The sequence below is a fragment of the Streptomyces sp. NBC_01454 genome, assembly GCF_036227565.1.
In the GTDB taxonomy this organism is placed as follows: Bacteria; Actinomycetota; Actinomycetes; order Streptomycetales; family Streptomycetaceae; genus Streptomyces.
Genome location: NZ_CP109461.1, coordinates 287,627 through 311,382 on the forward strand (window position 1 = coordinate 287,627; position 23,756 = coordinate 311,382).

23 protein-coding genes and 1 pseudogene are annotated in these 23,756 nt (G+C 66.8%); 15 read left to right on the plus strand and 9 right to left on the minus strand.

Going from position 1 to position 23,756, the window contains the following annotated elements; genetic code table 11:
• Positions 1-17: 17 nt before the first annotated feature.
• The 3 genes from OIU81_RS38030 (at position 18) to OIU81_RS38040 (ending at position 1,709) form a co-directional block, all read left to right on the plus strand.
• On the plus strand, positions 18-950 hold the full coding sequence (locus tag OIU81_RS38030) for a helix-turn-helix domain-containing protein (protein ID WP_329142563.1): 933 nt from the start codon (positions 18-20) through the stop codon (positions 948-950).
• Positions 947-1,168, plus strand: a complete 222-nt coding sequence (locus tag OIU81_RS38035) for a DUF397 domain-containing protein (RefSeq protein ID WP_329142562.1) — start codon at positions 947-949, stop codon at positions 1,166-1,168. Before OIU81_RS38030 ends, OIU81_RS38035 begins: the two co-directional genes overlap by 4 nt.
• Positions 1,169-1,295: 127 nt before the next feature.
• On the plus strand, positions 1,296-1,709 hold the full coding sequence (locus tag OIU81_RS38040; protein ID WP_329142561.1) for a hypothetical protein: 414 nt from the start codon (positions 1,296-1,298) through the stop codon (positions 1,707-1,709).
• Between the two features lie 37 nt (positions 1,710-1,746).
• Here the strand turns inward: OIU81_RS38040 and OIU81_RS38045 are convergent, their stop codons facing one another.
• Positions 1,747-2,400 carry a lanthionine synthetase LanC family protein gene (locus tag OIU81_RS38045; protein ID WP_329142560.1) on the minus strand — a complete coding sequence of 218 codons (654 nt, stop codon included), beginning with the start codon at positions 2,398-2,400 and terminating at the stop codon, positions 1,747-1,749.
• A gap of 239 nt (positions 2,401-2,639) precedes the next feature.
• Here OIU81_RS38045 and OIU81_RS38050 point away from each other — a divergent pair, with 239 nt between their 5' ends.
• Positions 2,640-3,860: an IS110 family transposase gene (locus tag OIU81_RS38050; RefSeq protein WP_329142559.1), complete on the plus strand. Its 1,221-nt coding sequence runs from the start codon at positions 2,640-2,642 to the stop codon at positions 3,858-3,860.
• A gap of 17 nt (positions 3,861-3,877) precedes the next feature.
• Here the strand turns inward: OIU81_RS38050 and OIU81_RS38055 are convergent, their stop codons facing one another.
• The 3 genes from OIU81_RS38055 to OIU81_RS38065 are packed head-to-tail and all read right to left on the minus strand — an operon-like array spanning position 3,878 to position 6,215.
• On the minus strand, positions 3,878-5,056 hold the full coding sequence (locus OIU81_RS38055) for a thiopeptide-type bacteriocin biosynthesis protein (protein WP_329142558.1): 1,179 nt from the start codon (positions 5,054-5,056) through the stop codon (positions 3,878-3,880).
• Between the two features lie 53 nt (positions 5,057-5,109).
• Positions 5,110-5,574 carry a DUF6302 family protein gene (locus OIU81_RS38060; RefSeq protein WP_329142557.1) on the minus strand — a complete coding sequence of 155 codons (465 nt, stop codon included), beginning with the start codon at positions 5,572-5,574 and terminating at the stop codon, positions 5,110-5,112.
• Positions 5,568-6,215 (minus strand): DUF6415 family natural product biosynthesis protein, encoded by a 648-nt coding sequence (locus OIU81_RS38065; RefSeq protein WP_329142556.1) that lies wholly within the window; start codon positions 6,213-6,215, stop codon positions 5,568-5,570. The genes OIU81_RS38060 and OIU81_RS38065 overlap by 7 nt, the downstream gene beginning before the upstream one ends.
• Positions 6,216-6,496: 281 nt before the next feature.
• Here OIU81_RS38065 and OIU81_RS38070 point away from each other — a divergent pair, with 281 nt between their 5' ends.
• The 6 genes from OIU81_RS38070 to OIU81_RS38095 all read left to right on the plus strand — a co-directional run bounded on the left by OIU81_RS38070 (position 6,497) and on the right by OIU81_RS38095 (position 11,036).
• Positions 6,497-6,877 carry a helix-turn-helix domain-containing protein gene (locus tag OIU81_RS38070; RefSeq protein ID WP_329142555.1) on the plus strand — a complete coding sequence of 127 codons (381 nt, stop codon included), beginning with the start codon at positions 6,497-6,499 and terminating at the stop codon, positions 6,875-6,877.
• 99 nt (positions 6,878-6,976) lie between these two features.
• The gene (locus OIU81_RS38075) at positions 6,977-8,356 is read left to right on the plus strand and encodes a DDE-type integrase/transposase/recombinase (RefSeq protein WP_329142554.1); all 1,380 of its coding nucleotides are present in this window, start codon (positions 6,977-6,979) and stop codon (positions 8,354-8,356) included.
• Entirely contained in the window at positions 8,353-8,583 is a 231-nt protein-coding gene (locus OIU81_RS38080; RefSeq protein WP_329142553.1) for a hypothetical protein, read from the plus strand. The genes OIU81_RS38075 and OIU81_RS38080 overlap by 4 nt, the downstream gene beginning before the upstream one ends.
• Positions 8,580-9,515 carry an ExeA family protein gene (locus OIU81_RS38085; RefSeq protein ID WP_329142552.1) on the plus strand — a complete coding sequence of 312 codons (936 nt, stop codon included), beginning with the start codon at positions 8,580-8,582 and terminating at the stop codon, positions 9,513-9,515. The genes OIU81_RS38080 and OIU81_RS38085 overlap by 4 nt, the downstream gene beginning before the upstream one ends.
• Positions 9,410-10,614, plus strand: a protein-coding gene (locus OIU81_RS38090) for an IS3 family transposase (protein WP_329142551.1) whose coding sequence is annotated in 2 segments (ribosomal slippage) — positions 9,410-9,650 and positions 9,650-10,614 — 1,206 coding nt in all. Because the reading frame shifts where the segments join, the coding sequence is not laid out codon by codon here. Before OIU81_RS38085 ends, OIU81_RS38090 begins: the two co-directional genes overlap by 106 nt.
• A complete protein-coding gene (locus tag OIU81_RS38095) occupies positions 10,611-11,036 on the plus strand; it encodes a transposase (RefSeq protein WP_443073902.1) in 426 nt (141 codons plus the stop codon). The genes OIU81_RS38090 and OIU81_RS38095 overlap by 4 nt, the downstream gene beginning before the upstream one ends.
• 101 nt (positions 11,037-11,137) lie before the next feature.
• Here OIU81_RS38095 and OIU81_RS38100 read toward each other — a convergent pair whose 3' ends face one another.
• The 3 genes from OIU81_RS38100 to OIU81_RS38110 all read right to left on the minus strand — a co-directional run bounded on the left by OIU81_RS38100 (position 11,138) and on the right by OIU81_RS38110 (position 13,546).
• Positions 11,138-11,425 (minus strand): hypothetical protein, encoded by a 288-nt coding sequence (locus OIU81_RS38100; protein ID WP_329332030.1) that lies wholly within the window; start codon positions 11,423-11,425, stop codon positions 11,138-11,140.
• Between the two features lie 205 nt (positions 11,426-11,630).
• On the minus strand, positions 11,631-11,801 hold the full coding sequence (locus tag OIU81_RS38105) for a DUF7196 family protein (RefSeq protein WP_329142549.1): 171 nt from the start codon (positions 11,799-11,801) through the stop codon (positions 11,631-11,633).
• 305 nt (positions 11,802-12,106) lie between these two features.
• Positions 12,107-13,546: an Ig-like domain-containing protein gene (locus OIU81_RS38110; RefSeq protein ID WP_329142548.1), complete on the minus strand. Its 1,440-nt coding sequence runs from the start codon at positions 13,544-13,546 to the stop codon at positions 12,107-12,109.
• A gap of 982 nt (positions 13,547-14,528) precedes the next feature.
• Here OIU81_RS38110 and ltrA (OIU81_RS38115) point away from each other — a divergent pair.
• The 3 genes from ltrA (OIU81_RS38115) (at position 14,529) to OIU81_RS38125 (ending at position 19,015) form a co-directional block, all read left to right on the plus strand.
• Complete coding sequence (gene ltrA, locus OIU81_RS38115; protein ID WP_329142547.1) at positions 14,529-15,785, plus strand: group II intron reverse transcriptase/maturase; 1,257 nt, start codon at positions 14,529-14,531, stop codon at positions 15,783-15,785.
• Positions 15,786-16,501: 716 nt separating this feature from the next.
• Complete coding sequence (gene ltrA, locus OIU81_RS38120; RefSeq protein ID WP_329142546.1) at positions 16,502-18,325, plus strand: group II intron reverse transcriptase/maturase; 1,824 nt, start codon at positions 16,502-16,504, stop codon at positions 18,323-18,325.
• Between the two features lie 144 nt (positions 18,326-18,469).
• Positions 18,470-19,015 (plus strand): hypothetical protein, encoded by a 546-nt coding sequence (locus OIU81_RS38125; protein WP_329154817.1) that lies wholly within the window; start codon positions 18,470-18,472, stop codon positions 19,013-19,015.
• On the opposite strand, the gene OIU81_RS38130 is transcribed toward OIU81_RS38125, so the two are convergent.
• Positions 18,963-19,757: an IS5 family transposase gene (locus OIU81_RS38130; protein ID WP_329154816.1), complete on the minus strand. Its 795-nt coding sequence runs from the start codon at positions 19,755-19,757 to the stop codon at positions 18,963-18,965. The two genes, OIU81_RS38125 and OIU81_RS38130, sit on opposite strands and share 53 nt — an antisense overlap.
• 646 nt (positions 19,758-20,403) lie before the next feature.
• A pseudogene (locus OIU81_RS38135) lies at positions 20,404-21,173 on the minus strand (transposase).
• A 92-nt stretch (positions 21,174-21,265) separates the two neighbouring features.
• On the opposite strand from OIU81_RS38135, the gene OIU81_RS38140 reads away from it, so the two are divergent.
• Together OIU81_RS38140 and OIU81_RS38145 are read left to right on the plus strand one after the other, a co-directional pair.
• A protein-coding gene (locus tag OIU81_RS38140; protein ID WP_329142545.1) for an IS3 family transposase occupies positions 21,266-22,434 on the plus strand; the annotation gives its coding sequence in 2 pieces (ribosomal slippage) (positions 21,266-21,518 and positions 21,518-22,434; 1,170 coding nt in all).
• 103 nt (positions 22,435-22,537) lie between these two features.
• Positions 22,538-23,446, plus strand: a complete 909-nt coding sequence (locus tag OIU81_RS38145; protein WP_329142544.1) for an IS3 family transposase — start codon at positions 22,538-22,540, stop codon at positions 23,444-23,446.
• Positions 23,447-23,756 lie beyond the last annotated feature (310 nt).

The following is a 23,756-nucleotide window of genomic DNA, read 5'->3' on the forward strand; positions in this document are numbered from 1 at the left end:
GGTGAAACACTCCGCATATGCCGAACGCGCGACCAGTACCGACCGTGCGGCGCCGGCGCCTCGGTGAGGCCCTTCGCCGCTTCCGCAGCCAGGCCGGCCCCGAAGGCAAGGGGCTCACCCTGGAGGAGGCCGCCGACCTGCTGGCCCGCCTCGACAAGGAAGCCGGAGGCGACGGCGGCGCCTGGACCTCCCCGAAACTGTCCCGGATCGAGACGGCAAAGGCCCACATCCGCCCTGCCGAGGCCACCCACGTCCTCAAGGCATACGGGCTCACACCCGCAGGTGATCCCGAGGTGTTCACCGCCTTGGAGGGCCTGGCCAAGCACGCCGGGCAGAAGGGCTGGTGGCAGACCTACAGCGGCGTCGTCGCCCCCGCGTACGCGGACTACATCTCGCTCGAGTCGGATGCGGAGAACATTCGCATCTGGTCACCGCAGCTCATTCCGGGACTGCTGCAGACCGCCGGGTACGCCCGCGAGACCATCGCGGTCAACGCCACCACCCGCACCCCCGAGGAAGTCACCGCGCTCGCCGAGGTCCGCATGGCCCGCCAGGCCGTCCTCTCCCACCCCGAGGGACCCCTGAAGCTATGGGCGATCATCCACGAGAGCGTCCTGCACCAGCGGTTCGCGACCCGCCCCACCCTCATGCCCGACCAGCTGCGACGCCTGGTCGACGTCGCCGAGCTGCCCAACATCACCCTGCAGATCATGCCGCTGGACGCCAGCCCGCACCCCGGCACAACCGGCGGCTTCAGTCTCGTCGGCTTCCCCGGCCCCATGCCTGACGTGGTGCTGTTGGAGAACCTCATCGGCGCGTCCTACGTTGAGGCCGTCGACGAGGTTCAGATCTACGCCGACGCCTTCGAGCGGGTCGTTGCCTCGGCCCTGTCGAGCGATGACTCGCTGGTACTGATCACCCGCAGAATGGAAGAAGGAACCCGTACGTGAACCACGACAAGGCCGAGCTGTACGCCCTCGACCTCTCCGACGCCGACTGGACCAAGTCGTCCTTCAGCGGTGGTGAGAACGACTGCGTGGAGATCGCCGTCCTGCCCGGCGGAGCCCGGGCCGTGCGCGACTCCAAGCACCCCGAGCGTGAACCCCTGCGCTATACGGCCACCGAATGGGCAGCCTTCCGGCAAGGCGTGATCGCCGGAGAGCTCTGACCAGCACCTCCTGCACAAACGGCGCCTGCTTTCCCCCGAACCCACCGCGGGAAAGCAGGCGCCGCAGTATGGTCAGCCCTACCCCGCCCACGGCCCGTTGTCACACCCCCACGACACCATGGGAAGCATGACGGACACGAACCACGTCACAGACGCCTCCCGACAGATCCCCGCCCTCATCCCCACCGTCGGCCCAGGCTGGACCGAACTGCTGGATCAGCTCCACCGCGACCTGTCCGCTCTCGATCCCGCCTACCGGATCGAAGAGTTCGGCACACAGCTCGGCCGCCTGCGCATCACCGTCACCGACCGCTTCGAGGCTGGCGAGTTCGACGGCGAGTACGCCGACCGGGCCGCCGCCCTGACCGATACGGCCGAGACCGCGTCCGAGCAGACCTGTGAAGCCTGCGGATCTTCGGGCCGCATCCGCTTCCGCGGCGACGGCACATGGATGCGAATGCAGTCCCTGTGCGACGACTGCCGCAACCTCGGCGTCTTCCCATACACATCGTTCGACAACGTGCCTAACGTCCCTCACTAGCCTTCAGTCATCTGAACTGCTCAAAGAGTTGACAACCCTAGATAACAGCGATGCCGTGTGCGGCGCCGAAGTTGCCGTGTCCGCCGGGGAAGAACGGGGAATCGCCGCGGGCGGGGTCATGGCGGACCCACCAGCCGGGAAGGCCGCGGTTGGCGGGTGCGAGCGGCCGGGTCAGGGCGACGAGGTAGTTCAGGACCCGTTCCAGGGCGGGGCATTCGGGGTCAGTGCGTAGGAGGTAGGCGCCGATCCCGGTGAGGCCGTAGAAGAGGTCGTATTCCGCGAAGGTGGGCAGGTCGCGCCTGTCGATGCGGGCGAGTGCAGCGTCCACGCGGCGGTTCGCGAGGTCGGTGATGTGCTGGTGCACCATCGCGCGTGCCGAGGCGTACAGATGCTGGTAGGCCGGGGGGACGGTGGTTAGGAGGAAGCCGATGGCCGGGGCCCCGAGGAACAGGCCCGTCTGGTCGGCCGCGCTGATGGGCCCGGAGGCCGCAGCCGTGATCCATCGGTGGGCGGGGCGCCAGGAGCCGCCGTACCGACTGACGGTTTCGGCGTGCAGCAGAGCGATCCCGGCGGCACCCTCGGCGAGGGACTGCACCGCCCAAGGCATGTTCTCCGGCGGCGGGGTGGGTTCTGCCAGGCCGGCGGTGTACTGGTCGAGGATGGCCGGGGCTGTGGCGACCGGGGCGCTCATTAGAGGACCATCCTTTCTGCAGCCTTCACGCGTAGGGTTGTGACCTCTCGGTCCCGGCGGGTGCATGGCCAGTGGCGCGAGCCGTTCGACGGCCACGATGAGTTCCGCCAGCCCCGCCGGACCGAGGCCGTCTGATCGGCTTCAGGGACACGCCCCGCAGAGGGCCGATTAATGAGCTCCCGGCAGACCACCTCACCCCCGAGCAGGTGCTCCGTCAGAGCCACAGGAGTACGACGCGCGTGTTCATCGGATGGGACTGGGCAACCGAGACCCATGACGTGACCGTCATGGACGCCTCCGGCAAGCGCATCGACCGGTGGGAGTTCGCCCACACCGAAGAGGGTTTCGCCAAGACCCTGGCCAGGCTGCGCAGACACGGGGCTCCGGCCGATCTGCCGGTGGCGATCGAGACGACCCGCGGACTGGCCGTGGACCGGCTGCTGGCGGCCGGTCACCCAGTGGTGCCCGTGCACCCCAACGCCTTCCACGCCATGCGCCCGCGCTGGGGCGCTTCCAAGGCCAAGACCGACGCGGGCGACAGCATGAAGCTCGCCGACTACCTGCGCACCGATGGCCACCTGATGCCCCGGCTGGAGCCCACCGAGCAGGCCACCATGGACCTGCAGGCCCTCACCCGTCAGCGCGCCGACCACGTCGAGGCCCGTGTCGCCGCGGTCAACCAACTCGCCGCGCTGCTGGACATGCACTGGCCCGGCGGCAAGGCGGTGTTCGCCAATCTGGACAGCGACATCGCGATGGCGTTCCTGGAGCGCTACCCCACCCCGGCCTCGGCCGCCAAGCTCACAGCCGGGCGGCTGGAAGCCTGGTGCAGGCGCCGCGGATACTCCGGTAAGCGCCCCGGTGCCGTCCTCATCGAACGTCTGCGCTCGGCCCCGACCGCGGCCTCCCGCCTCGGCGAAGCGGTCGTCGAGCAGCTGGTCCGCGTCCAGGTCCAGCTGGTGCAGGGCATACGAGCAACCATCCGCACCCTGGACAAGGCCATCGCCGAGAGGGTCGATTCCCACCCCTACGCGCCGCTGTTCGCGACCATGCCGCGCATCGGAAAGGTCAACCTCGGCCAGATCATCGGCGAGGTCGGTCCGCTCCTGGAACGCGCCCAGACCTGCGAACAGCTCATCGCCGAGGGCGGCGTCGTCCCCGTCACACGTGCTTCGGGCAAATCCCGATCGGTGGCCTTCCGATTCGCGACCAACCGCAGGGCCCGCCTCGCCCTGACCCAGTTCGCCGACAACAGCCGACACAACAGCCCCTGGGCCTCCAAGATCTACAACGATGCCCGTGCCCGCCAGAAACGACACCCCCATGCGACCCGGATCCTCGCCCGCGCCTGGCTGCGAGTGATCTGGGCCTGCTGGCGCGACGGAGTCTGCTACGACCCCGTCACCCACGAGGCCAACGGCAAGATCAAACCCGCCGCCGACACACCTTTGGCGGCATAGAGGTTGACTCAGGAAACTCATCGGTTCGCTTTCCGGTGCTGGAGGGCCGCGGTACGAACGAGCCGCAGCGTGGTGGACTCGGCGGTCGGGCTGACGCCCAGAGCCCTCACGTGGTGCTGGTGGAGCAGGGATCGGACGACGGTGAGCGGGTCACGCTCCCCGGCGAGGACGTTGCGGTAGGCGGTCACAGCGGCGGCACGGACCCGCCACGCTTCGGCGACCTGGGGGCCGCCAGGGAGAGGTGCGAGAAGCGAGGTGGCGTCAGGGCCGGCGAGTTCAAGCACCTGGTTACCCAGCTTCCGGTCCAGGCGGCCTGTGCTCTGGGAGAGGTTGTGGACCAGCCACTGTTCGGCCTCGGCGGTGCTCGGCGCGAGGTAGGTGACGAGGTTCAGGGCGCTGGCTGCGGCGAGGGCCTGCGGGGCGAAGGCATCTGTGCGCTCGGTGAGTTGGATCTGCGCGAGGGCTGCGGCGGAGTCCGCGGCGAACGCCCGATGCGCGGTGTCCATGGCTGCCGCGCCGCCGAACCGCCCAGTCTGCGGCTGGTAGGGAGCCAGGACGAGACCGGACGCCAGGCCGAGGGAGTGCAGGCCGTCCGCCCAGGCGTGGGCGTGCGCGGCTGCGGTGCCGTACGCGCCGCGTGGCAGGTGCAGCGTGAAGTCGAGGTGCTGGTCGGCGTCCGGGCGGGCCATCTCCCGGTGCCGGGTGAACCACCACACCGGCGGGGTGTCATCGAACATCGCGAGCAGCCGGGGCAGATGCCGGCTCAGGATCTCGTCGTAACGGCGCGGATGCGCGTGAAGCTGTGCATGGAGGACATCGCCACCGCCAGGCAGGTTCCGCGTGGGGACGGCGACGGCGGCCGGACGCGGTAGCGGTGCGGCAGCGGCCTTGGGCTGAGTGAGTCCGAGGGAGAGCCACACCTCGTGCGCCCGCCCGATCCACCCGTGCACGTCGCCGTCGGGGACCTCGCGCAGGTCCAGACGCCGGGTGTTGTCGAGGGCGGCACGCAGCACCCGCCGGTGGACCGGGTGGGTCAGGTCCAGCGGAAGGCGCTGGTCGTACTCGATCATGGCGACACGGCTCGGGACGCGGAGGCGGTCGCGCCAGGCATCGAAGGCGTCGTCCCACTCCTTTGTCGAGACGCCCGGCAGGGGGGAAGCCTTGGCCGTGGGACACGGCGGGTTGTGCTCGCACATGGTGCTCGTCGTCCTCTCGGGTGCGGTGCGGGAAGAGGGCCACTCCCCGGTGGCTACGGGGCCGTGGGGGAACACGGAACGGAGACTGCTGGCGAAGGGGACTGGGGGTGCTGGCGTACGAACGTGGTGATGGCTGCCTCGCTGTAGCCGTAGAAGCGGCCAAAGACCATGTCGCTCTCCCACCAGCCGGGAGAGGGATCTCCCCACTCGACGGTGTGGCAGGTGTCGCGGAACGGCGACCACCGGATACGGAGGTCCGGGAATCCGGCCTGGCCCGCGAGTAGACCGCGTGCTGCTGTCGCCAGAGTCAGCAGGTCGAAGGACATGTATCCGCCGCGGCGCTGCCCACCGACGGGAACGGCGAGGAGGGGCGCCCGAAAGACACGGACTGCTACAGCGTCAGCGAGGAGAGCGGGCTCGGCGAGGCGACTGCGGAAATACTCGTAGTCGTACGCTTGCACAGCCGGGCGAAGGGAGACGGTGGGATGGCGCGTCAGCATTGTGGCGGTGGTCAGCATTCGACCAGCCCCTTTACGATGCCGACTTCTTCCGGGCGCTCGGCGAGCTCCAAGGTGACCCGACCCAGCTTCCGAAGGAGCGTCAGGGCTTGGTGCTCGTCGCCGGGCAGCCCTTCAGAGCGCAACGTACGGGCCTGTTCGATCAGGACGGCGATGTCCGGGTGCTTCTCGTCGGCCGCGTCGCGCAGACCTCGGCTCACGAGCTGTATAAGGGCCCCGCGGAATCGCTGAGCAAGGTCTTCGGCTTCGTCATAGCTAGGCACAGCGGCCCCGGGTCGGCCGCCGCCGCTTGCACCTGCCGCGTGGTGGCTGACCTCGTCATTCAGGACGGTGTCCAGGCTGTCATACACCGCTTCCCAGTCCACCGGCTCCCAATTGCGCACGGCGGTCAGCAGGTTGTGGAGGCCCAGCCTGCCAAGCGGTGGGATCCAGCGGGTTGACGGGGCCGTGGGGTCCTTGACGCGGACCGGCATGGTCTCTGGTCTCGCCATCTCGTCGCGTAATGCGGTGTTCGTCATCAGCTGTAGATAGCCACTCAACATGCTGACGAACGGGCAGTGTTGTGCCATTGGTGATGTTGATGAGGAAGAGTTCACAAGAAGGTAATTGATCTTCTGGGTGCTGGGCGGCACCGTGATCATGTCCTGAACATGATCACGGCCCTCCCGCTCGTTTGGCGGCGTCCGGGAGGGCCGTGCGAGCGCCAACGGAGGGCGCTTTGGTCACGGTAGAGGTGGCAACTTCGGTTGTCGAACGGCGCTTGGTCGAGGGCGAGTTGTCGTGTCCGGGCTGCGGCGGGGTGCTAGCCCGGTGGGGCTGGGGCCGGTCGCGGAGCCTGCGGGGTCCGGGCGGGGTCGTGGTGGTGCGTCCGCGTCGGGCGAGGTGCCGCTCCTGCGAGGCGACGCACATCCTGCTTCCAGCGTTGTCCCTGGTCAGACGCGCGGACACGGCTGAGGTCGTCGGGGCCGGGCTGGAGCTCGCGGCAGCCGGCTGGGGCTGCCGGCGGATCGCCGGGCGGCTGGGCAGGCCGGTGACGACAGTGCGGGGCTGGCTGCGGTGCTGGTCGCGGCGGGCGGTCCGGGCGACGGCGGTGTTCACCGCGTGGCTGGTCGCGCTGGCGGACGACCCGGCCGCGGTCCTGCCGGCCCCGGCCGGGACGGCGGTCGCTGACGCGGTCAGTGCGGTGACGGGGTTCGCGTTCGCCGCGAGGGCGAGGCTCGGGAAGTTGAAGGTGCCTACCTGGTTGCTGGTGTCGGCGGCCTGCCACGGCCGCCTGCTGGCGCCGGGCTGGCCTCCGGCCTGACCTCCGAAACGATCAACACGAGCTGACCCTGACGAAGATCGTCGGGCTCGGCTCATCCTGGCGGCTGGCATGTCCACAGCCGTTTCAGGAGGGCGCCGGATGGCGTTGGTCGATGAGGAGGAGCGACGGCGGGCCGAACGGGCCCACCAAGTCGCCTTGTTCCGTTACCAGTTGATCCGCGAGGCGGCTGACGCTGCCCTGAGCCCGCGCCAGCGCGGGGCGATGGTCCGCGCGATCGCTGCCCGGGTGCACACCGATCCGTTCGGGAAGCCGGTCAAGATCACGCGCGGGACGGTGGATCGCTGGCTCAAGCTCTGGCGTGAGGGCGGTTTCGACGCGCTGCTGCCGCCGACCCGGCAGGTCACCCCGCGCACGCCGGAGGAGGTGCTGGACCTGGCAGCGGCCTTGAAGCGGGAGAATCCGAGCCGGTCGACCGCGCAGGTGGTGCGGATCCTGCAGCAGCACCTGGGCTGGGGCCCGTCCTACCGCACCGTCCACCGGCACCTTCAGCGCCTGGAACTGCTGACCCGCCCCGACGGGCAGGCGCCGGAGGCGTTCGGCCGGTTCGAGGCGAACCGGCCGAATGAGCTCTGGGTCGGGGATGCCCTCCACGGGCCGAAGATCGCAGGTCACAAGGCTTATCTCTTCGCGTTCGTCGACGACCACAGTCGGGCGGTGGTCGGGCACCGCTGGGGCGGCGCCGAGGACAGCGTCCGACTGGCGGCGGCGCTTCGGCCGGCACTGGCCGCCCGCGGCGTCCCCGAGGGCGTCTACGTCGACAACGGCTCCGCGTTCGTGGACTCCGCCCTGCTCAGAGCCTGCGCGAGGCTCGGGATCAAGCTGATCCACTCGACGCCGGGGCGCCCGCAGGGCAGGGGCAAGATCGAACGCTTTTTCCGCACTGTCCGGGAACAGTTCCTGGTCGAGGTCGACACGGAGAAGGTCACCGACCTGGCCATGCTCAATCGCCTCTTCACAGCCTGGGTCGAGCAGGTCTATCACCGGCGGGCGCACTCCGAGACGGGGCAGCAGCCGCTGGAGCGGTGGATGGCCAGCGCCCCGTTCCCGGTCCCCACCCCGGACGCGTTGAGGGAGGCTTTCCGCTGGTCAGAGCTGCGGAAGGTCGCCAAGACCGCCACGGTCTCACTCCAGTCCAACACCTACAACGTCGACGCCTCGCTGGTCGGCCGGCAGGTCGAGCTCGTCTTCGACCCCTTCGACCTGACCGACATCGACGTCCGCTTCGGCGGACGCTCGTTCGGCAAGGCCATCCCGCACCAGATCACCCGGCACGCGCACCCCAAGGCCAAGCCCGAGACCCCCGTCGCGGCCCCGCCGGCGCCGACCGGGATCGACTACCTCTGCCTGATCGACACCGAGCGCACCAGGGAACTCGGGCAGCGGATCAACTACGAGGTCTTCCTGCCCGGCCAGGCCCAACCGACCGAAGCCGTCGACCTGACCGAGGAAGGCTCGTGACCAGCGGCAACCCGGTCCAGGACCGGCTCGACGAGCTCGACGACCAGGAGACGTCGGCCCGCCTGCTGCTGGAGCGGACGCTGCGGCTGGCCGGCCGCAGGCTCGACCACCACCGGGTCACCGGCCCGGCCTTGCGGCTCGCGGTCCGCTTCCACCGGCGGGCCGAACACGCCGCAGCCGAACTGGACCGCTGCATCGCCCACTTGGAGAGGACGGACGGACGTTGATAGACAAACTGACCGCGCACTGGGGCTTCACGCGCATGCCCTTCGACAAGGACCTGGCCCCCTCGATGCTGCACCGGCACTCCTCCCACGCGCAGGCCGTCGCCCGCATCACCTGGTGCATCGGCGAACGCGCACTGGGGGTGATCACCGGCGAGGTCGGCGCGGGCAAGACCGTCGCGGTCAGAGCGTCGCTGTCCCAGCTGGACCACCCCCGCCACAAGGTGATCTACCTGGCGAACCCCGCGGTCGGCGTCGCCGGGATCCACCACGCGATCGTCGCCTCGCTGGGCGGCGTCCCGCGTCCGCACAAGTCGACGCTGATCCCGCAGGCCACCGCCCTGCTGGCCACCGAGAACAACGAGCGCGGCCGCGTCCCCATCCTGATCATCGAGGAGGCACATCTCCTGGACCACGAGCAGCTGGAGGCGATCCGGATGCTGACCAACGACGAGATGGATTCCAACAGCCCGCTGGCCTGCCTGCTGATCGGCCAGCCGACCCTGCGGCACAAGATCAAACTCGGTGTCCTGGCCGCCCTGGACCAGAGGATCCAGGTCCGCTACAACATGCCGTCCATGACCGGCGAGGAGACCTCCTCCTACCTGGTCCACCACCTCGCGCTCGCCGGCCGCAGCGACACCCTGTTCACCGACGACGCGATCACGCTGATCCACGACACCGCCCGCGGCTTTCCCCGCGCCGTCAACAACCTCGCCGTCCAGGCCCTGCTGTCCGCCTACGCCGAGGGCAAGCCCATTGAGGTGATCCCCGTGATGTGGACACACCTGACAATGGATCTTGTTGATCCTGGAAGGTGTAGATCTCTGTGGCACGGCCCTCGAAGTACAGTGCGGAGTTCCGGTCCGACGCGATCGCGTTGTGGCGGGCTTCGGCCGGCAGGCGGACGTTCAAGGACGTCGCGGCCGATCTGAACGTCAACCCCGAGACGCTGCGGACCTGGGTGCGCGACATGGACGCACCGTCGGCCGCCGCTGGCGCGTCGGATGGCGCGGAGGGCGAGCTGGCGCGGCTGCGGGCGGAGAACGCCCGGCTGCTGAAGAACGAGAAGGAATGGCAGCTGGAGCGGGAGATCCTGCGCCGGGCAGCGGCGTATTTTGCCCGGGAGATGAAGTGAAGACCGCCGCTTGGGACTTCGTCTCCGCCCATGCCGAGATGTTCGGCGTCAAGCGGATATGCCGGGTGCTGGAGGTCTCCCGCTCGGGCTACTACGGGTGGATCGCCGGCGCCGAAGCGCGGGCCGTGCAGCAGGCCGCCGAGGACACGCTGGTCGCCGAGATCCGCGAGATCCACGCCGAACACCGCGGGAACTACGGCGCGTTGCGGGTCCACGCCGAGCTGCGCGGCTTCGGCCACACGGTCAACCGCAAGCGGGTCGCGCGGCTGATGCGCAAGCACGACATCGTCGGCCGCCACCTGCGCAAGAAGAAGCGCACCACGACTCCAGACCGCCTCGCGCCGCCGGTGCCGGACCTGGTCCGGCGGGACTTCACCGCCGGCGATCTGGACGAGAAGTGGTGCGGTGACATCACATACGTGCAGGTCGGAGCAACGTGGCTCTACCTCGCCTGCGTCGTGGACATCCGGTCCCGCCGGGTGCTCGGCTGGTCGATGGCCCCGCACATGCGGGCCGAACTCGTCATCGACGCGCTCCAGAACGCGGTCGCCGCCCGCGGCGGCAACGTGGCCGGAGTGATCTTCCACGCGGACCGCGGGTCGCAGTACACCTCGGCCGCGTTCGCCCAGGTCTGCGACCGGTACGGCATCCGCAGGAGCATGGGCAGGGTCGGCTCGAGTTACGACAACGCCCTGGCCGAGAGTTTCTGGCAGGGCCTGAAGCGAGAAACGATGTACGGGAAACTGTTCTTGACGATGCGGCAGGCGAGGCTGGAGATATTCCAGTGGCTCACCTACTACAACGCCCGCCGCCGCCACAGCGCCCTGGGCTACCTCTCCCCAATGGAGTTCGAACAGCAGCACCACAAGACAGCTAAACTCTCACTCGCAGCATGAACCCCTGTGTCCACACTCCGGGGGTCACCTCAGGCCTGTCCGACCCCGGCGGGCAGCACCACCAACGCAAAGCCTCCTTCGGCAACTTATGCACCGGGTGCCCCCTGCGTGAGCAGTGCACCAAAGCCAAGGCCGGACGCATCCTGACCATCCGTCCGCACCACGACCTCCAAGCGGCCGCCCGCCACCAGGCCGCCACCGATCCTGACTGGCAGGCCGACTACCGCCGCTGGAGACCACCGGTCGAACGCGCCGTCGCATGGCTCGTCCACCACGGCAACCGCCGACTCCGCTACCGCGGCACCCTCAAGAACGACGCCTGGCTCCACATCCGAGCCGCCGCCCTCAACCTCCGCCGACTGATCAACCTCGGACTCACCCGCATCGACGGCGCCTGGCACCTCGCCCCAGCCACCACATAACGAAGAGGGGCCATCCGGCCTCCGGCCGGACAGCCCCTCCCCAAGATCTTCATCGGCCTTCTACGCCTGCTCCGCCGTGGCGGTTGTGACGCCTGCGACGCTCAGTCGAGCCAGCGCGAGGCGAGCCCGGCGACGTAGGAGAGCGACAGGGCGGTGGTGGCGAGTTGTAGCGCGAGGCTGCCACCGGCCCAGTGCATGGCGGCGGTCATCGCGGCGGCCATCCAGATGCTCGTGCACCAGCTACAGCTGACCAGGTACGAGGGTCTGGAGTCGTCGCCGAAGCGGTCGGCGATCCATGAGCGGAAACCCGCTGCCAACGTGTCTTTCGTGAGGAATCTGGTGAGGCGGCACGTGGCGCCGAGGGAGAGAAGAAACTCTGAAAGCGTCATGAAGTCCGTCCCCTAACCGTGAGGGTGTCTGGACGAATTGGCAGAGCGAGGGCCGGGACCGGCAGTTCTCCCGGCAGGCACGGGCGGGAAGGGACGGCGGCCCCGGCTGACCGGTCGGCCGGAGCACGGGCCTGCGGCGTCGGCAGAGTTGCTGTCAGGTCAATGCCGTGGGTCGCGGAACTGCTCTCGTGCCGACGGGAGTCGGTTACTGGTACACGGGGACGATGGTGCCGACTCCGCCCGCCCGCTGGTAGGCGGCGTGCGCTTCTTGCCACGTGTAGTACACGCGCACGGTGCCGTCGGGAAGGACCAATTGAAAGGCAGTGATGGTTTGTTGCTGTTGCTGTTGCGTGCCTCCGCCGCAGTTGCAGCCCATGTCGTACTCCTTTTGTCGCTCTCTTGGCGAGGGGCCGAGGGGGCCGGACACGGCGTCGTGATGGTCGCCCGCAGCGAACTTCGTGGGTCGGACGCGGGCGTCCGCTCCGGCCTCCTCGTGGGGTCCAGGGGCGCCTGGCATCGGCTCGGCGCAGTGCCTCTGGGGCTATCCTTGTGACCCGAGCCGTCCCCCGTAGTTGCGTTACGGGGGACGGCTCTTGTGGGGGGCTGATCTGTGCTGCCTGGTTCAGCGGTTCGGGGTCAGCAACCGCGCACTTTCAGCCGTGCAGACCAGGGGGTGATGGGTCAGATGCAGGGGAGCAGGGTGCTGGAGGAAGTGAGGAACCCTCCGGGCACGGGGGTGGTTGCCGTGTAGCCGGAGGCGAGCTGGAAGACGGTCAGGTGGGCGAGGCAGGTAGCGTTGCCGAAGGTGTCGGCGACTGCGGTGCACAGGACGGGCCCGCCCGGTCCGTCGGAGTGGAAGGTGACCGTTGATCCCGGGGTCGCGCCGGTCACGGTGAGGGTGGCGTGGGCGAAGGACCACGGCAGCGGGGGGAAGTCCAGCGTGTAGCAGGCCGGGTGCGCCGTGAAGGTCTGCGACGGTCCGACGGTCACCGTTGTGGTGCCGGCGACGCCGGTGCAGGTGCAGGTGGTGCCTTCGCCGATCACCGTGGCCGTGACGGTGTTGGCCCCGGAGGGCAACGCGCTGGTGGTCACGACGGCTTGGCCGGTGGCCATGGTGGTGGTGCTGCCCAGGATCGTGGCGCCGGAGTTGAAGAGTACCGTCGCGCCCTGGACGGGGACGCCGCTGCAGGTGACGGTGGCGGTGAGGGTCACGGACTGGCCCGCGGTCGGGTTGGCGGGCACCGCAGCCAGTGCCACCGCGCAGGTCCCGGCGGCGGCGACGGTCACGGTCGTGGTGGCCTGGACGTTGGTGCAGGTACAGGTGCCACCTGCGGCGTTCACGGTGGCGATGACGGTGTTGGCTCCGGCGGGAAGTGTGCTGGTGATCGTGGTGGCCACGCCGGAGCCGTTGGTGGTGGCGGAGGCTGCCAGTCCGCCGGGTCCGGTGAAGAGTACCGTCGCGCCCGCGACGGGGGCGCCGCTGCAGGTGACGGTGGCGGTGAGGGTCACCGGCTGGCCCGCGGTCGGGTTGGCGGGCGACGAGGTGAGCGTGACCGCGCAGGTCGCGGCGGCGGTGACGGTCACAGTCGTCGTGATGGTGTTGCCGATGCAGAGGCAGGTGGGGGGGACCCCCGTGAAGCCGACCACCGTGGCCGTGATGGGGCTGACGCCGAGGGGCAGCGCGCCGACGTTCAGGGCGGTCCCTACACCGCCGGCGGTGATGCCGACGAAGGTGCCGTTGGGGGTGGTGAGCGACACCACGGCACCGTTGACCGGGACGCCGTTGCAGGTGACGGTGGTGGTGAGGGTCACCGGCTGGCCCGTGGTCGGGTTGGCGGGCGAGGGCGTCACCGTGATCACACAGGCCGCTGCCGCGGTGACGGTCTGCGTCGCAACGCCGGTTCCGCTGACAGCGCCGGTAGCAACTACTGGCCCCGTCGTGGTCGCCGTGAAGGTGGCGATCGCCACACCGCCCGCGTTGGCGTTGACGATCTGAGTGGGCTGTGCGTCGTACACGAAGGTGATCGGTTCGCCTGCCACGGCCGGGGTGGCTGTGGCAGTGGCCGTGAAGGTCTGGCCCGCTACGGTTGTTGCGGGGGTGAGAACGAGCGCGATTGCCATGATGGCAGCCCCTTTCAAGGCTCCGTGAGGGAGGTGGGGGCTGAATACACGCCGGAGGAAGAAGACTCTCCGAGCGTGCTCACCTGCCGGGGGTGCCCTGAAGAACAGGACGAATTCGCCGCATGACGGCAGTCGTCCCTGGTCCCCCGACAGGGGATGGGCACCCCACCGTCGATAGCACCGATTGAAGCGACCGACCGGACGGCGCACCATAGTTGGGGAGCGAATTAGCCTGATTGGCGCAGCGCGCTTCGGAGGTGGATTCCAGCCCCCGGCCGCACCCGGCGGGCACCGGCACGTGCGGTCCCTATTGATCAGAAACTAGTTGGGTTCACTCGTCGAGGATGTAGCGGACGTGCGGGGCTTTGAAGTAGCCCGTGACGACGTGGGGCTGGCGTTGTCGGCGGTGGAAGAACCTGCGGGTTTCGGCGGCGAGTTTCGGCTTGGCTCCTGGCTCGGTGGGTGTGGGGCAGGCTGCCTTTGAGGTCGGCGTTGACCAGTTCGTCCCCCCCCTGACGAGCCGAAGTCAGTAAGTGCCGTTCGTGGTGAGCGCTGCGGGAAAAGACGCGACGTGATCGCGTCAGGTGTGGGTCAGGAAGGCGAGCGGGAGCGAACCGCTGATGACGTGTCGTAACAAATTCCAGTGGCGTCGAAACCAGGGCGAGACCAGGGCTCTGGGACAAGTCCGGGGGGAGCCTGCTGACTGCCCGGATGGCGTCCGGCATGTAGGCGGCGCGAGCCTGACCTGGGCTCTTGCACGGAACGTGAGAACCTGTCGCCCCGATACTTCTGCTGGCCTGTGGGGCCGGCGGCGAGAGGGAGATCCCCAAGCGGCCAACACCGCAAGGGGCCGAGTACCGATGCGGGGCATGGGGGCAGACCGTCTCGTAGTAGTGACGAAACCCGGTAATGCGGGTGGAGCGAAGGGGACGGATCATCCAGGTCTGCTTGGCGGTCAACCGGAGTTCCCGGGAGGAGCCGGATGAGCGGGCCGAAGCCGTTCGAGATCTCGAAGCACGTGGTCTGGGAGGCGTATCTCAGGGTCAAGGCGAACCGGGGAGCGGCCGGGGTCGACGGTGAGTCGGTCGAGCAGTTCGAGGCTGACCTGCAAGGCAACCTCTACAAACTGTGGAATCGTCTGTCGTCGGGCAGCTACTTCCCACCGCCGGTGCGGATGGTGGAGATCCCCAAGCCCGGGGGATCGGGCAAGGTCAGGGTTCTCGGGGTGCCGACAGTCGCGGACAGAATCGCGCAGACGGCGGCGGCCATGGTCCTGGAACCGGAGGTGGAACCGATGTTCCATCCCGATTCCTATGGATACCGGCCCCGCAGAAGCGCGCTGGACGCGGTCGCGGCGTGCCGGGAGCGGTGCTGGAGGACCGACTGGACGGTCGATATCGACATCCAGGGGTTCTTCGACAACCTCGACCACGACCTGGTCCTCAAAGCGGTGGCCCACCACACCGACCAGCGGTGGATTCTGCTGTATGTGGAGCGCTGGTTGAAGGCTCCGCTGCGGCACAAGAGTGGCGAACTGGTCGCGCGGGATCGTGGGAGTCCCCAGGGCTCGGCGATCTCGCCCCTGTTGGCGAACCTGTTTATGCACTACGCGTTCGACGCCTGGATGGATTGGGTCTTCCCGGGTGTCCGGTTCGAGCGCTACTGCGATGACATGGTGGTTCACTGCCGCACCGAGGCCGAGGCGCACCAGGTGTGCCAGGCGATTGGCCAGCGGCTGGCCGAGTGCGGGGGCTTGCGGCTGCATCCCGACAAGACCCGCATCGTGTACTGCAAGGACGGCAAGAGGCGTGGTTCGTACGAGCACGTCTCGTTCAGCTTCCTCGGGTACACGTTCCGTTCGCGGAAGGCCCGGTCGAGGACGGGGAGTTACTTCTTCGGCTTCAACCCGGCGATCAGCGATGAGGCGGCCAAGCGCATCCGGGCGCAGATCCGCCGGTGGCGGCTGCACCTGCGCAGTGGATCGTCCCTGGCAGACCTCGCACGGGAGATCAATCCCATCGTGCGGGGATGGATCAACTATTACGGCCGGTTCTACCCGTCCGCGTTGGTCCCGAGCCTGATGGGCATCGATCAGTATCTGATGCGATGGGCCACGCAGAAGTACAAGCGGCTCCGGCGTCGCCGGAGCTGGGCGTGGCAGGGCTTGGAGAGGACCGCCAAGCTCTACCCGGGGCTCTTCGCCCACTGGAAACTGCTCCGGCCTCGAACGACCGGGTGATGGGAGCCGTGTGAATCGAGAGGTTCACGCACGGTTCTGAGAGAGCGTGCGACACGAAGTCGCACGAATCGAGTGAATTGCACTGAAAGGAGGATCAGAGGTGTTGATGGTGTAATTCCGGACTAGTGTCCATGGGTCCGTTCCCGCCCTGACGTGCGTTGCGAGTAATCGCGGGGTGCGAAGCTCAGGGTTCAAGCCCAAGGGTGCTCGTACCATCCGAGCGCAACAGGCCAGGGAAAGGCTGATGGGTGAACGACAGTGAACCCGTGATGATGCTCCGTCACAGAAAGCCCTGGAGATGGCATGTAGGACCAGGGTGTAGGGCTGGCCGTTGGAAAGCGGCAGGCGGCGGCTGTGCAGCTCTACGCAGCCGTAAGGACACCGCAGCCTCGGAGTTGAGCGGGCACCCTTCCCAGCTGCATCTCGATCGTGTGAAACGTGGTAACCCCGTTGAGGTCCGGTGGCGATAACCGGTAGGCCGACCGTAAGGAGAGCTCAACTCCCCAGCGGGAACAGGATGGTCCAACAAGCCAAAGCCAGCAGCCGAAAGGAAACAGGAAGCCGGATGTCGCGAACTGGCACCTCCGCTGGTGACCTCCGTATAACTGGCTGGATACAGGCTCTTGCCTGGCCCGAAAGGGAGCTGACGTGGACCAGGTGAGCCTTTGAATGCTCACGCCGCAAGGACAACCGAACCGAAGGGCAAGTTAGGCGCCATGACAACGCGGACGAGTGAGGCGGCGCCGGCCGTCGTGCCTGCTCCGAGTCTGGTGAACGGACCGGAGGACCTGGACTGGCACTGGGATGCCATCGATTGGGGGCATGCCGAAGCCCAGGTAAGACGTCTGAGGCAGCGGATATTCAAGGCAACGCAGGAAGGGGACCTCAAGAAGGTCCGCAATCTGCAAAAATTGATGCTTCGGAGCTTTTCCAACACGCTGGTCAGCGTACGGAAGGTCACGGAGGTCAACGCTGGACGCCTGACACCGGGGATTGATGGGAGGGTCATTACGACCTCCCAGGGCAAGACAGGGTTGACGCAAGCCTTGCGTCGTTCCGTTCGAGAACCCAAAGCCCGGCCAGTCAGGAGGGTCTATGTAGCGAAGGCGAACGGGAAGCGGCGCCCACTGGGGATTCCCGTCATTGTAGATCGCGTGCGACAAGCCCGTGTCGTCAATGCGCTGGAACCAGAGTGGGAGGCCAGGTTCGAGCCGAGATCTTACGGATTCCGGCCGGGCCGCGGCTGTCATGACGCGATTGAGACCATCTTCACCACAGCGTGCGGTAAGAATGCCAAACGCCTGTGGGTGCTCGACGCGGATCTCAAGGCAGCCTTCGACCGCATCAGTCATGATCACATCCTCAACCAGCTCGGCACCTTCCCTGCTAGGAAGTTGGTCCACGGCTGGTTGAAGGCAGGTGTGGTTGAGAGGGGCTGGCTCACCCCGACCCGCGAGGGAACGCCTCAGGGCGGTGTGGTCAGTCCATTGCTACTCAATATCGCCCTCCATGGAATGGAGAGTGCGGCCGGGGTACGCTATCGCACCGGCCAAGACGGAAACATCGTCGAGGTAGTGCGTGGTGCCCCGGTGCTGGTCCGCTACGCTGACGATCTTCTCGCCTTATGCTCCAGCCAGGAGCAAGCCGAGTGGGTCAAAGCGCGGTTGAGTGAGTGGTTGACTCCCAAGGGTCTTACCTTCAACGAAGAGAAGACCCAGATCGTCCATCTGACACAAGGGGTCGATTTCCTAGGGTTCAACATCCGCCGTTACGACAGTGGAAAGCTCATCATCAAGCCCAGCAGAGACGCCGTTAAACGAATCCGGAAGAGACTCGCTGATGAGATGCATGCCCTACGCGGTGCGAACTCGGCGGCAGTCTTAGCCAAGCTCAATCCCATCATCAAGGGTTGGGCTTGCTACTACCGGACCGTGGTGTCCAGCCGAATATTCAACGCGCTGGATGCCTATGTGTGGAGGCTCACCTACCGGTGGGGTCTACATAGTCACCAGAGCAAACCCACACGCTGGGTTGTGGATCGGTACTACGGCGCTTTCAACACCGCCAGGAAGGATCGATGGGTCTTCGGCAACCGTGACAACGGTGCCTATCTCATCAAGTTCTCCTGGATTCCGATCGTTCGGCACCAGGCGGTCAAGTCTGGGGCGTCACCAGACGACCCTGAGCTGGCCGAGTACTGGGCCAAACGACGACGCAGGAGAAGACCACCGCCCCTCGATCAGTCGACCTTGCGCCTACTCAAAGCGCAAGAAGGACGCTGTCCGGAGTGCGGGGACTACCTTCTGTACGCCGACCAGGAACCACAAGCTCCAGAGGAATGGGGAACGTGGTTCACCGTCGTCCGCAAGGCTCTCCGCAAAGAGGTGTTGACCTTGCAGAACGATGGTTCTGGCGATCGGAATCGCATCCATCTCCTGCATAGCTACTGCCACCACCGACGCTCAGCAAGAGTGGCATCGGAACAGCGAACTCAGCAGAACCTGCCAGCCCTTGTGGCTTGCCCGAGCCGTGTGCGGTGATAAGTCGCATGCACGGTTCCGAGGGGGCGGCGGCGCAGCAATGCGCCGTCGCTACCCGACCGGGAGGTGAGATCCCTCCCGGCTACTCGCTAGGCATGGTTTTGCTCGGGGTGAGGGAGGCATGCGGTGTCTTGTGTCCGCTTGATGGTCGAGGGGTGCGCGGTGGCGTCGGTGTTGGGAATGCTGGAGGAGCGCGAGGCGGCTGCCCGGGTGCGGGTGGAGGGTCTGCGGGAGGAAGTCGCGCGGCTGGCCGAGGTGTTGGAGGCCGCGGAGATCGAGCTGGACCGGCGGGTGATCGCGAGGGAGGAGCTGGTCGAGGCCCTGGCGGTCTCTGCGGCCGAGTCGACTGCCGTGACCGAGGCCGGGGCGGAGCGGGAAACCGCGGCGTCACCCGTGCCGGGCTCGACGGTGGCGCCCTGGCGGGACGGGTTGCCGGTGACGGTTCTGGCGCCGGACTATCAGCGGCTTCTGGGTGTGCTGGAGGAGGGGCGATCAGCGGGCAGGGGGCCACTGAAGGCCAGGGAGATCGCGGTGGAACTGGGCTTGAAGACGACGCCGGCGAAGGTCGAGGGAGTGCGCTCGAAGGCCAGGCGACTGGCGGAGCGCGGGTGGCTGGTGCAGGAGTCGTCGGGGACGTTCAGCGTCGGCCGGCGGCCCGTGGCCGTGCCAGACGCCGGCCCATCCGCGTGATCATCGACCATAGGATCATCGCTTCGCTGGTGGCGGGCAGGGTTTCGTAATCCCTCGCCAGACGGCGGGAGTTCATCAGCCATGCGAATGTGCGCTCGGCCACCCAACGCCTGGGGAGCACCACGAATCCCTTCATGTCGTCGGTGCGCTTGACGATCTGCAGGGTGAGGGCGAGTTTGTTGCGGCACCAGTCGACCAGGTCGCCTGTGTAGCCGCCGTCGGCCCAGAGAAGAGTGACGTCGCGGTGCAGGCGGCGCAGCCGCCTCAGCAGGCCCGCCGCTGCGTCCCGGTCGCCGATGTTCGCGGCGGTAACCGCGACGACCAGCAGCAGACCGAGCGTATCGGTCACGATGTGCCGCTTGCGGCCCGGCACCTTCTTCCCGCCGTCGTAGCCGCGTGAGGCGGCCGGCACCGTCGCGGCGGCCCGCACCGACTGCGCGTCGATGATCCCCGCCGTGGGCTCGGCCTCACGGCGCTCGCACTCCCTCACTCGCCCGCGCAGCCGGTCGTGGAACTCGGTGATCAGCCCGTGCTCGCGCCAGCGGCGGAAGAAGGCGTAGACCCGGCCCCAGTCGGGGAAGTCCGCGGGCATCGCCCGCCAGGAGATCCCGCCCGCGACCAGATACCGGATCGCGTCCAGCATCTGGCGGTGGCAATAGCCTTCCGGCTGCCCGCCCCGCCCCTGGAGCCAGGCCGGCACCGGCAGCAACGGTCGGATGGACGCCCACTCCGCGTCCGTCATGTCCGACGGATACCGCCGCACCCGATCGGGATGATCGGCCGCGTTCCCGTACACGTGCGCGAGGCAATCACACGATCGAGAGCCCGAGTTGAGAACAGCGGGCGTGAGCGCGTACAACTGCGACAACAGGGCCTCCTGGTACTGCTCGGTTCGGTTCGCACCTCCGAGCTACCAAGGGGCCCTGCCCCCATGCGCCGACCGCCAGAAGATCACCCCAGCGAGAAACCTGTTCGACTCGCACGTTCCATGATCGGTTGAGATACGGCTTCTTATGCGCTCAGCCATTTGGGTCATGATGCTATGCAAGCGGTTGCCTGTGGGCAAGCCTTGTGGGCTACTTGAACTGAACCCGGTGGGATGCTGTTGTCGGTCAGTAGCTCACCTCGTCTTGGTGTACCGCTGACACGGAGCCAATTGACGTATCTGCTGAAAAGTGGGGGTTCCTCTCGCCTCGATGGGGCCCCTCCTCGGGGCGAGAGCTCTCATGCAAGTTCTCGAATCCGCAGGGATTGCAGGTCCAGGATCCACCTACTTCGTGGCCTGGGGCAGGCCCTGCACTTTCCCTTTCCTACGCATGCGAGCTGGCGTTAAGGACTGTCTCGTAAATGATCTTTGGCGGTGTGTCGGCCGCTGGTCCACTGTTCGCTTATCCGGCGAGGACGAGGTTGTGCAGGCGGGCGATGCCGAGCATGGCGTGGTGAACGCCGTCGCCTTTCAGGCGGCAGTCGCGGAGGATCTTCCAGCTCTTCATCCGGGCGAAGGCGTGCTCGACGCGGGCTCGGACTTTGCGGTGGGAGGTGTTGTGTTCCTCCTTCCAGGCGGGCAGTTCGGCCTGGCCGCGTTCGCGGCGGTGCGGTATGACCAGGCCGGTGCCCCGATAGCCGCCGTCGGCGATCACCGTGGTCTTGCCGACGGCCGCCTTGGCTCCGGACAGGTCCCACGCCTTGCAGTCGTTGCGGTTGCCGGGCAGCGCCGGCCCACGGCGACGATCAGCTGGCTGTCGGCGTCGATGACGACCTGGTGGTTGGTCGAGTAGCGGTAGTTCTTCGACTGCTTGGCCACGGTGTGGTCCCGGGTGGGGACCAGCGTGCCATCCACGATCAGGACAGCGTCCTTGCGGAACCGCTTGCGGGGCTGAAGCGCCAGATGCGGGCCGAGGTGGTCGACGATGCGGTCCGCTGCCGACTTCGAGACGCCGAACAGCGGCGCCAGCTGCCGCAGTGTCAGGTTCGTACGCCAGTAAGCGGCAACCAGCAGAACCCGGTCCTTCAGCGGCAGGCTCGACGGCCGACCCTTGCGCACCGGCTCCACACACTCACGGCGCAGCACGGTGATCAGCTTGCCGAACTGACGCGGACTCAACCCGGTGAACGGGACTATCCAGAACGGCTCCGACGCCGCGATCACACCAGACACAGCAAGATCATCTCACCCGTAACTGAGCCGCCCCGAAGTTCTCGGACAGGGGTCCCCGATAGGATCGAAGTCCGGAACGGCGGAGAGAGCACGTGGCACCAAAGCGTAGGAAGTTCAGTCCCGAATTCAGGGACGAGGCAGTCAAGATGGTGGTCGTGGAGTCCCGGCCGATCGCCGAGGTCGCACGGGAAATCCAGGTGAACGAGGGAACTCTGGGTACCTGGGTCAGCCGCTACCGGCAGGAGCACGCCGGCGAGGAACCACCCCTGAACATCAGTGAACGCGCTCGCCTGCGTGAGCTGGAACGCGAGAACCGTGAACTGCGGATGAAGACCGAGTTCCTGGGAAAAGAGGCGGCCTTCTTCGCCCAGGAATACCGGTGACGGAGAAGTACGAGTTCATCGACGGCGAGTCCGATACCTATCCCGTGCGACGAATATGTGCCTGGGCAGGTGTATCGACGTCGGGTTTCTACCACTGGCGTTCCCTGCCGTTGTCGGCCACCTCCGGGCGCCGCACAGAACTCAAGGAAATCATCTGCCAGGTCTTCTCCGACTCGCACGAAACCTACGGCTACCGGCGCGTCCACGCCGCCCTGAAGAGGATGAACGTGCAGGCCGGGCCGGAGCTGGTCCGCGCTCTGATGCGCGAGCTGGGCCTGGTCCCGTGCCAGCCACGACCCTGGCGAGTGACCACCGTCGCCGACGACACGGCGCCGTCCACACCCGACCTGATAGCCCGTGACTTCACCGCCGATGCCCCCGGTCGCAAGCTTGTCAGCGATATCACGTATATCCATACCTGGGCCAGGTTCCTCTACCTCGCGACGGTTATTGACTGCCATACCAAGGCCGTGATCGGCTGGGGGATGGCTGACCACATGAAGACCTCACTCATATCGGACGCACTCGACATGGCAGCACGGAACACCCACCTCACCGACGGCTGCATTTTTCATTCGGACCGCGGCAGTCAATACACTTCTCGGGAACTCCGGGGGAAACTTCGTTCGTTGGGACTCAGGGCATCAGTCGGCCGCACCGGAGTCTGCTGGGACAACGCTATGGCCGAATCATTCTTCGGCGCCCTGAAGAACCAGCTCGTCCACCGAACTTCGTTCCCGACGCGTGCACATGCTCACCGGGCGATCGTCCGATACATCGAGATGTTCTACAATCACAGACGCCTCCACTCCGCACTCGGCTACCGAACCCCCGCAGAAGTTCATGCCGAGTACGAAGAGTTGCAGGCCGCAGCATAGGAATCCCGCAAACCCCCTGTCCGAGAAACGCGGGGCGCCTCAAACTGCGGCAGAAGGTCGCTTTCCTGGAAAAAGTCGCGGCGTACTTTGCCAAGGATCCTCGGTGAGCGACAAGTTCGAGTTCATCGACGCAGAGTACGCAATGTTCACCACGGACACGGAAGAGAGGGTGCCGGTTGCCAAGATGTGTGACTGGCTGGGAATATCGCGTTCCGGATTCTACGAATGGCGGAGCCGGCCGCTTTCGGCGACCGCCCGGCGACGAGAGGATCTGAAATTGCTGATCACCAAGTCGTTCGAGGATTCCGACGGCATCTACGGCTACCGTCGGGTGCACGCCGACCTGTCCGCCTGGGGTGTGGCCTGTGGACCCGAGCTCGTGCGTGACCTCATGCGGGAACTGGACCTCCAGGCCTGCCAGCCGCGGCCGTGGCGCCATAGCCTCACCGAGAACGATGGCTCGGCCGGCCCGATCCCCGATCTCGTGAACCGCGACTTCACCGCCGACGCGCCCGGCCACAAAATGGTCGGCGACATCACCTACATTCCGACGTGGGAAGGCTGGGTATTCCTCGCCACCGTCATCGACTGCCACACCAAGGCCGTCATCGGGTGGGGCCTGCAAGACAATTACAAGACCCCGCTCATCGAAGCAGCCATCGAAATGGCGGCACGCAACCACCGGCTCGCCGAGGGCGTCATCTTTCACTCGGATCGCGGCAGCAATTACACTTCGGCCCAGTTCGCCAACACGCTGGCCGGACTGGGAATCCGGCAATCCGTCGGACGGACCGGGATCTGCTTCGATAATGCCATGGCGGAATCATTTTTCGCGACCTTGAAAAATGAACGCGTCCATCGGACCGTCTACCCCACGCGCGAACACGCCTACCGTGATATTGCCCGCTACATAGAGGTCCGCTACAATACGAAACGCCGCCACTCGGGACTCGGATGCCGGACCCCACGAGAGGTCCACGATGAGTACCTGAACCAGCAGCTCGCAGCCTGAATTAACTAATTGGCAGGCTGTCCGGAAAACGCGGGGCCCCTCAGACCTGTGACAGCATCAGCGAAGGAAGCTGATCCGCTCCTCACCTATGACGGAGACTGCGGCTTCTGCCAGAACGTCATCCGCAAGATCCCGCACCGGCCCCACCGGCAGTGAGAACTGTCCCCTGGCAGTTTCTCCCGGAAGAAGCGACATGGCCCCATAGCGACCGACTCAACCGTGAAATGCTGGTGAACCGGCCCCTACATGGTTCCGTAATGGGCGGGCGCTCTGGTACCACGGCGCCACACGAGACTCTTCTGGCTTCATC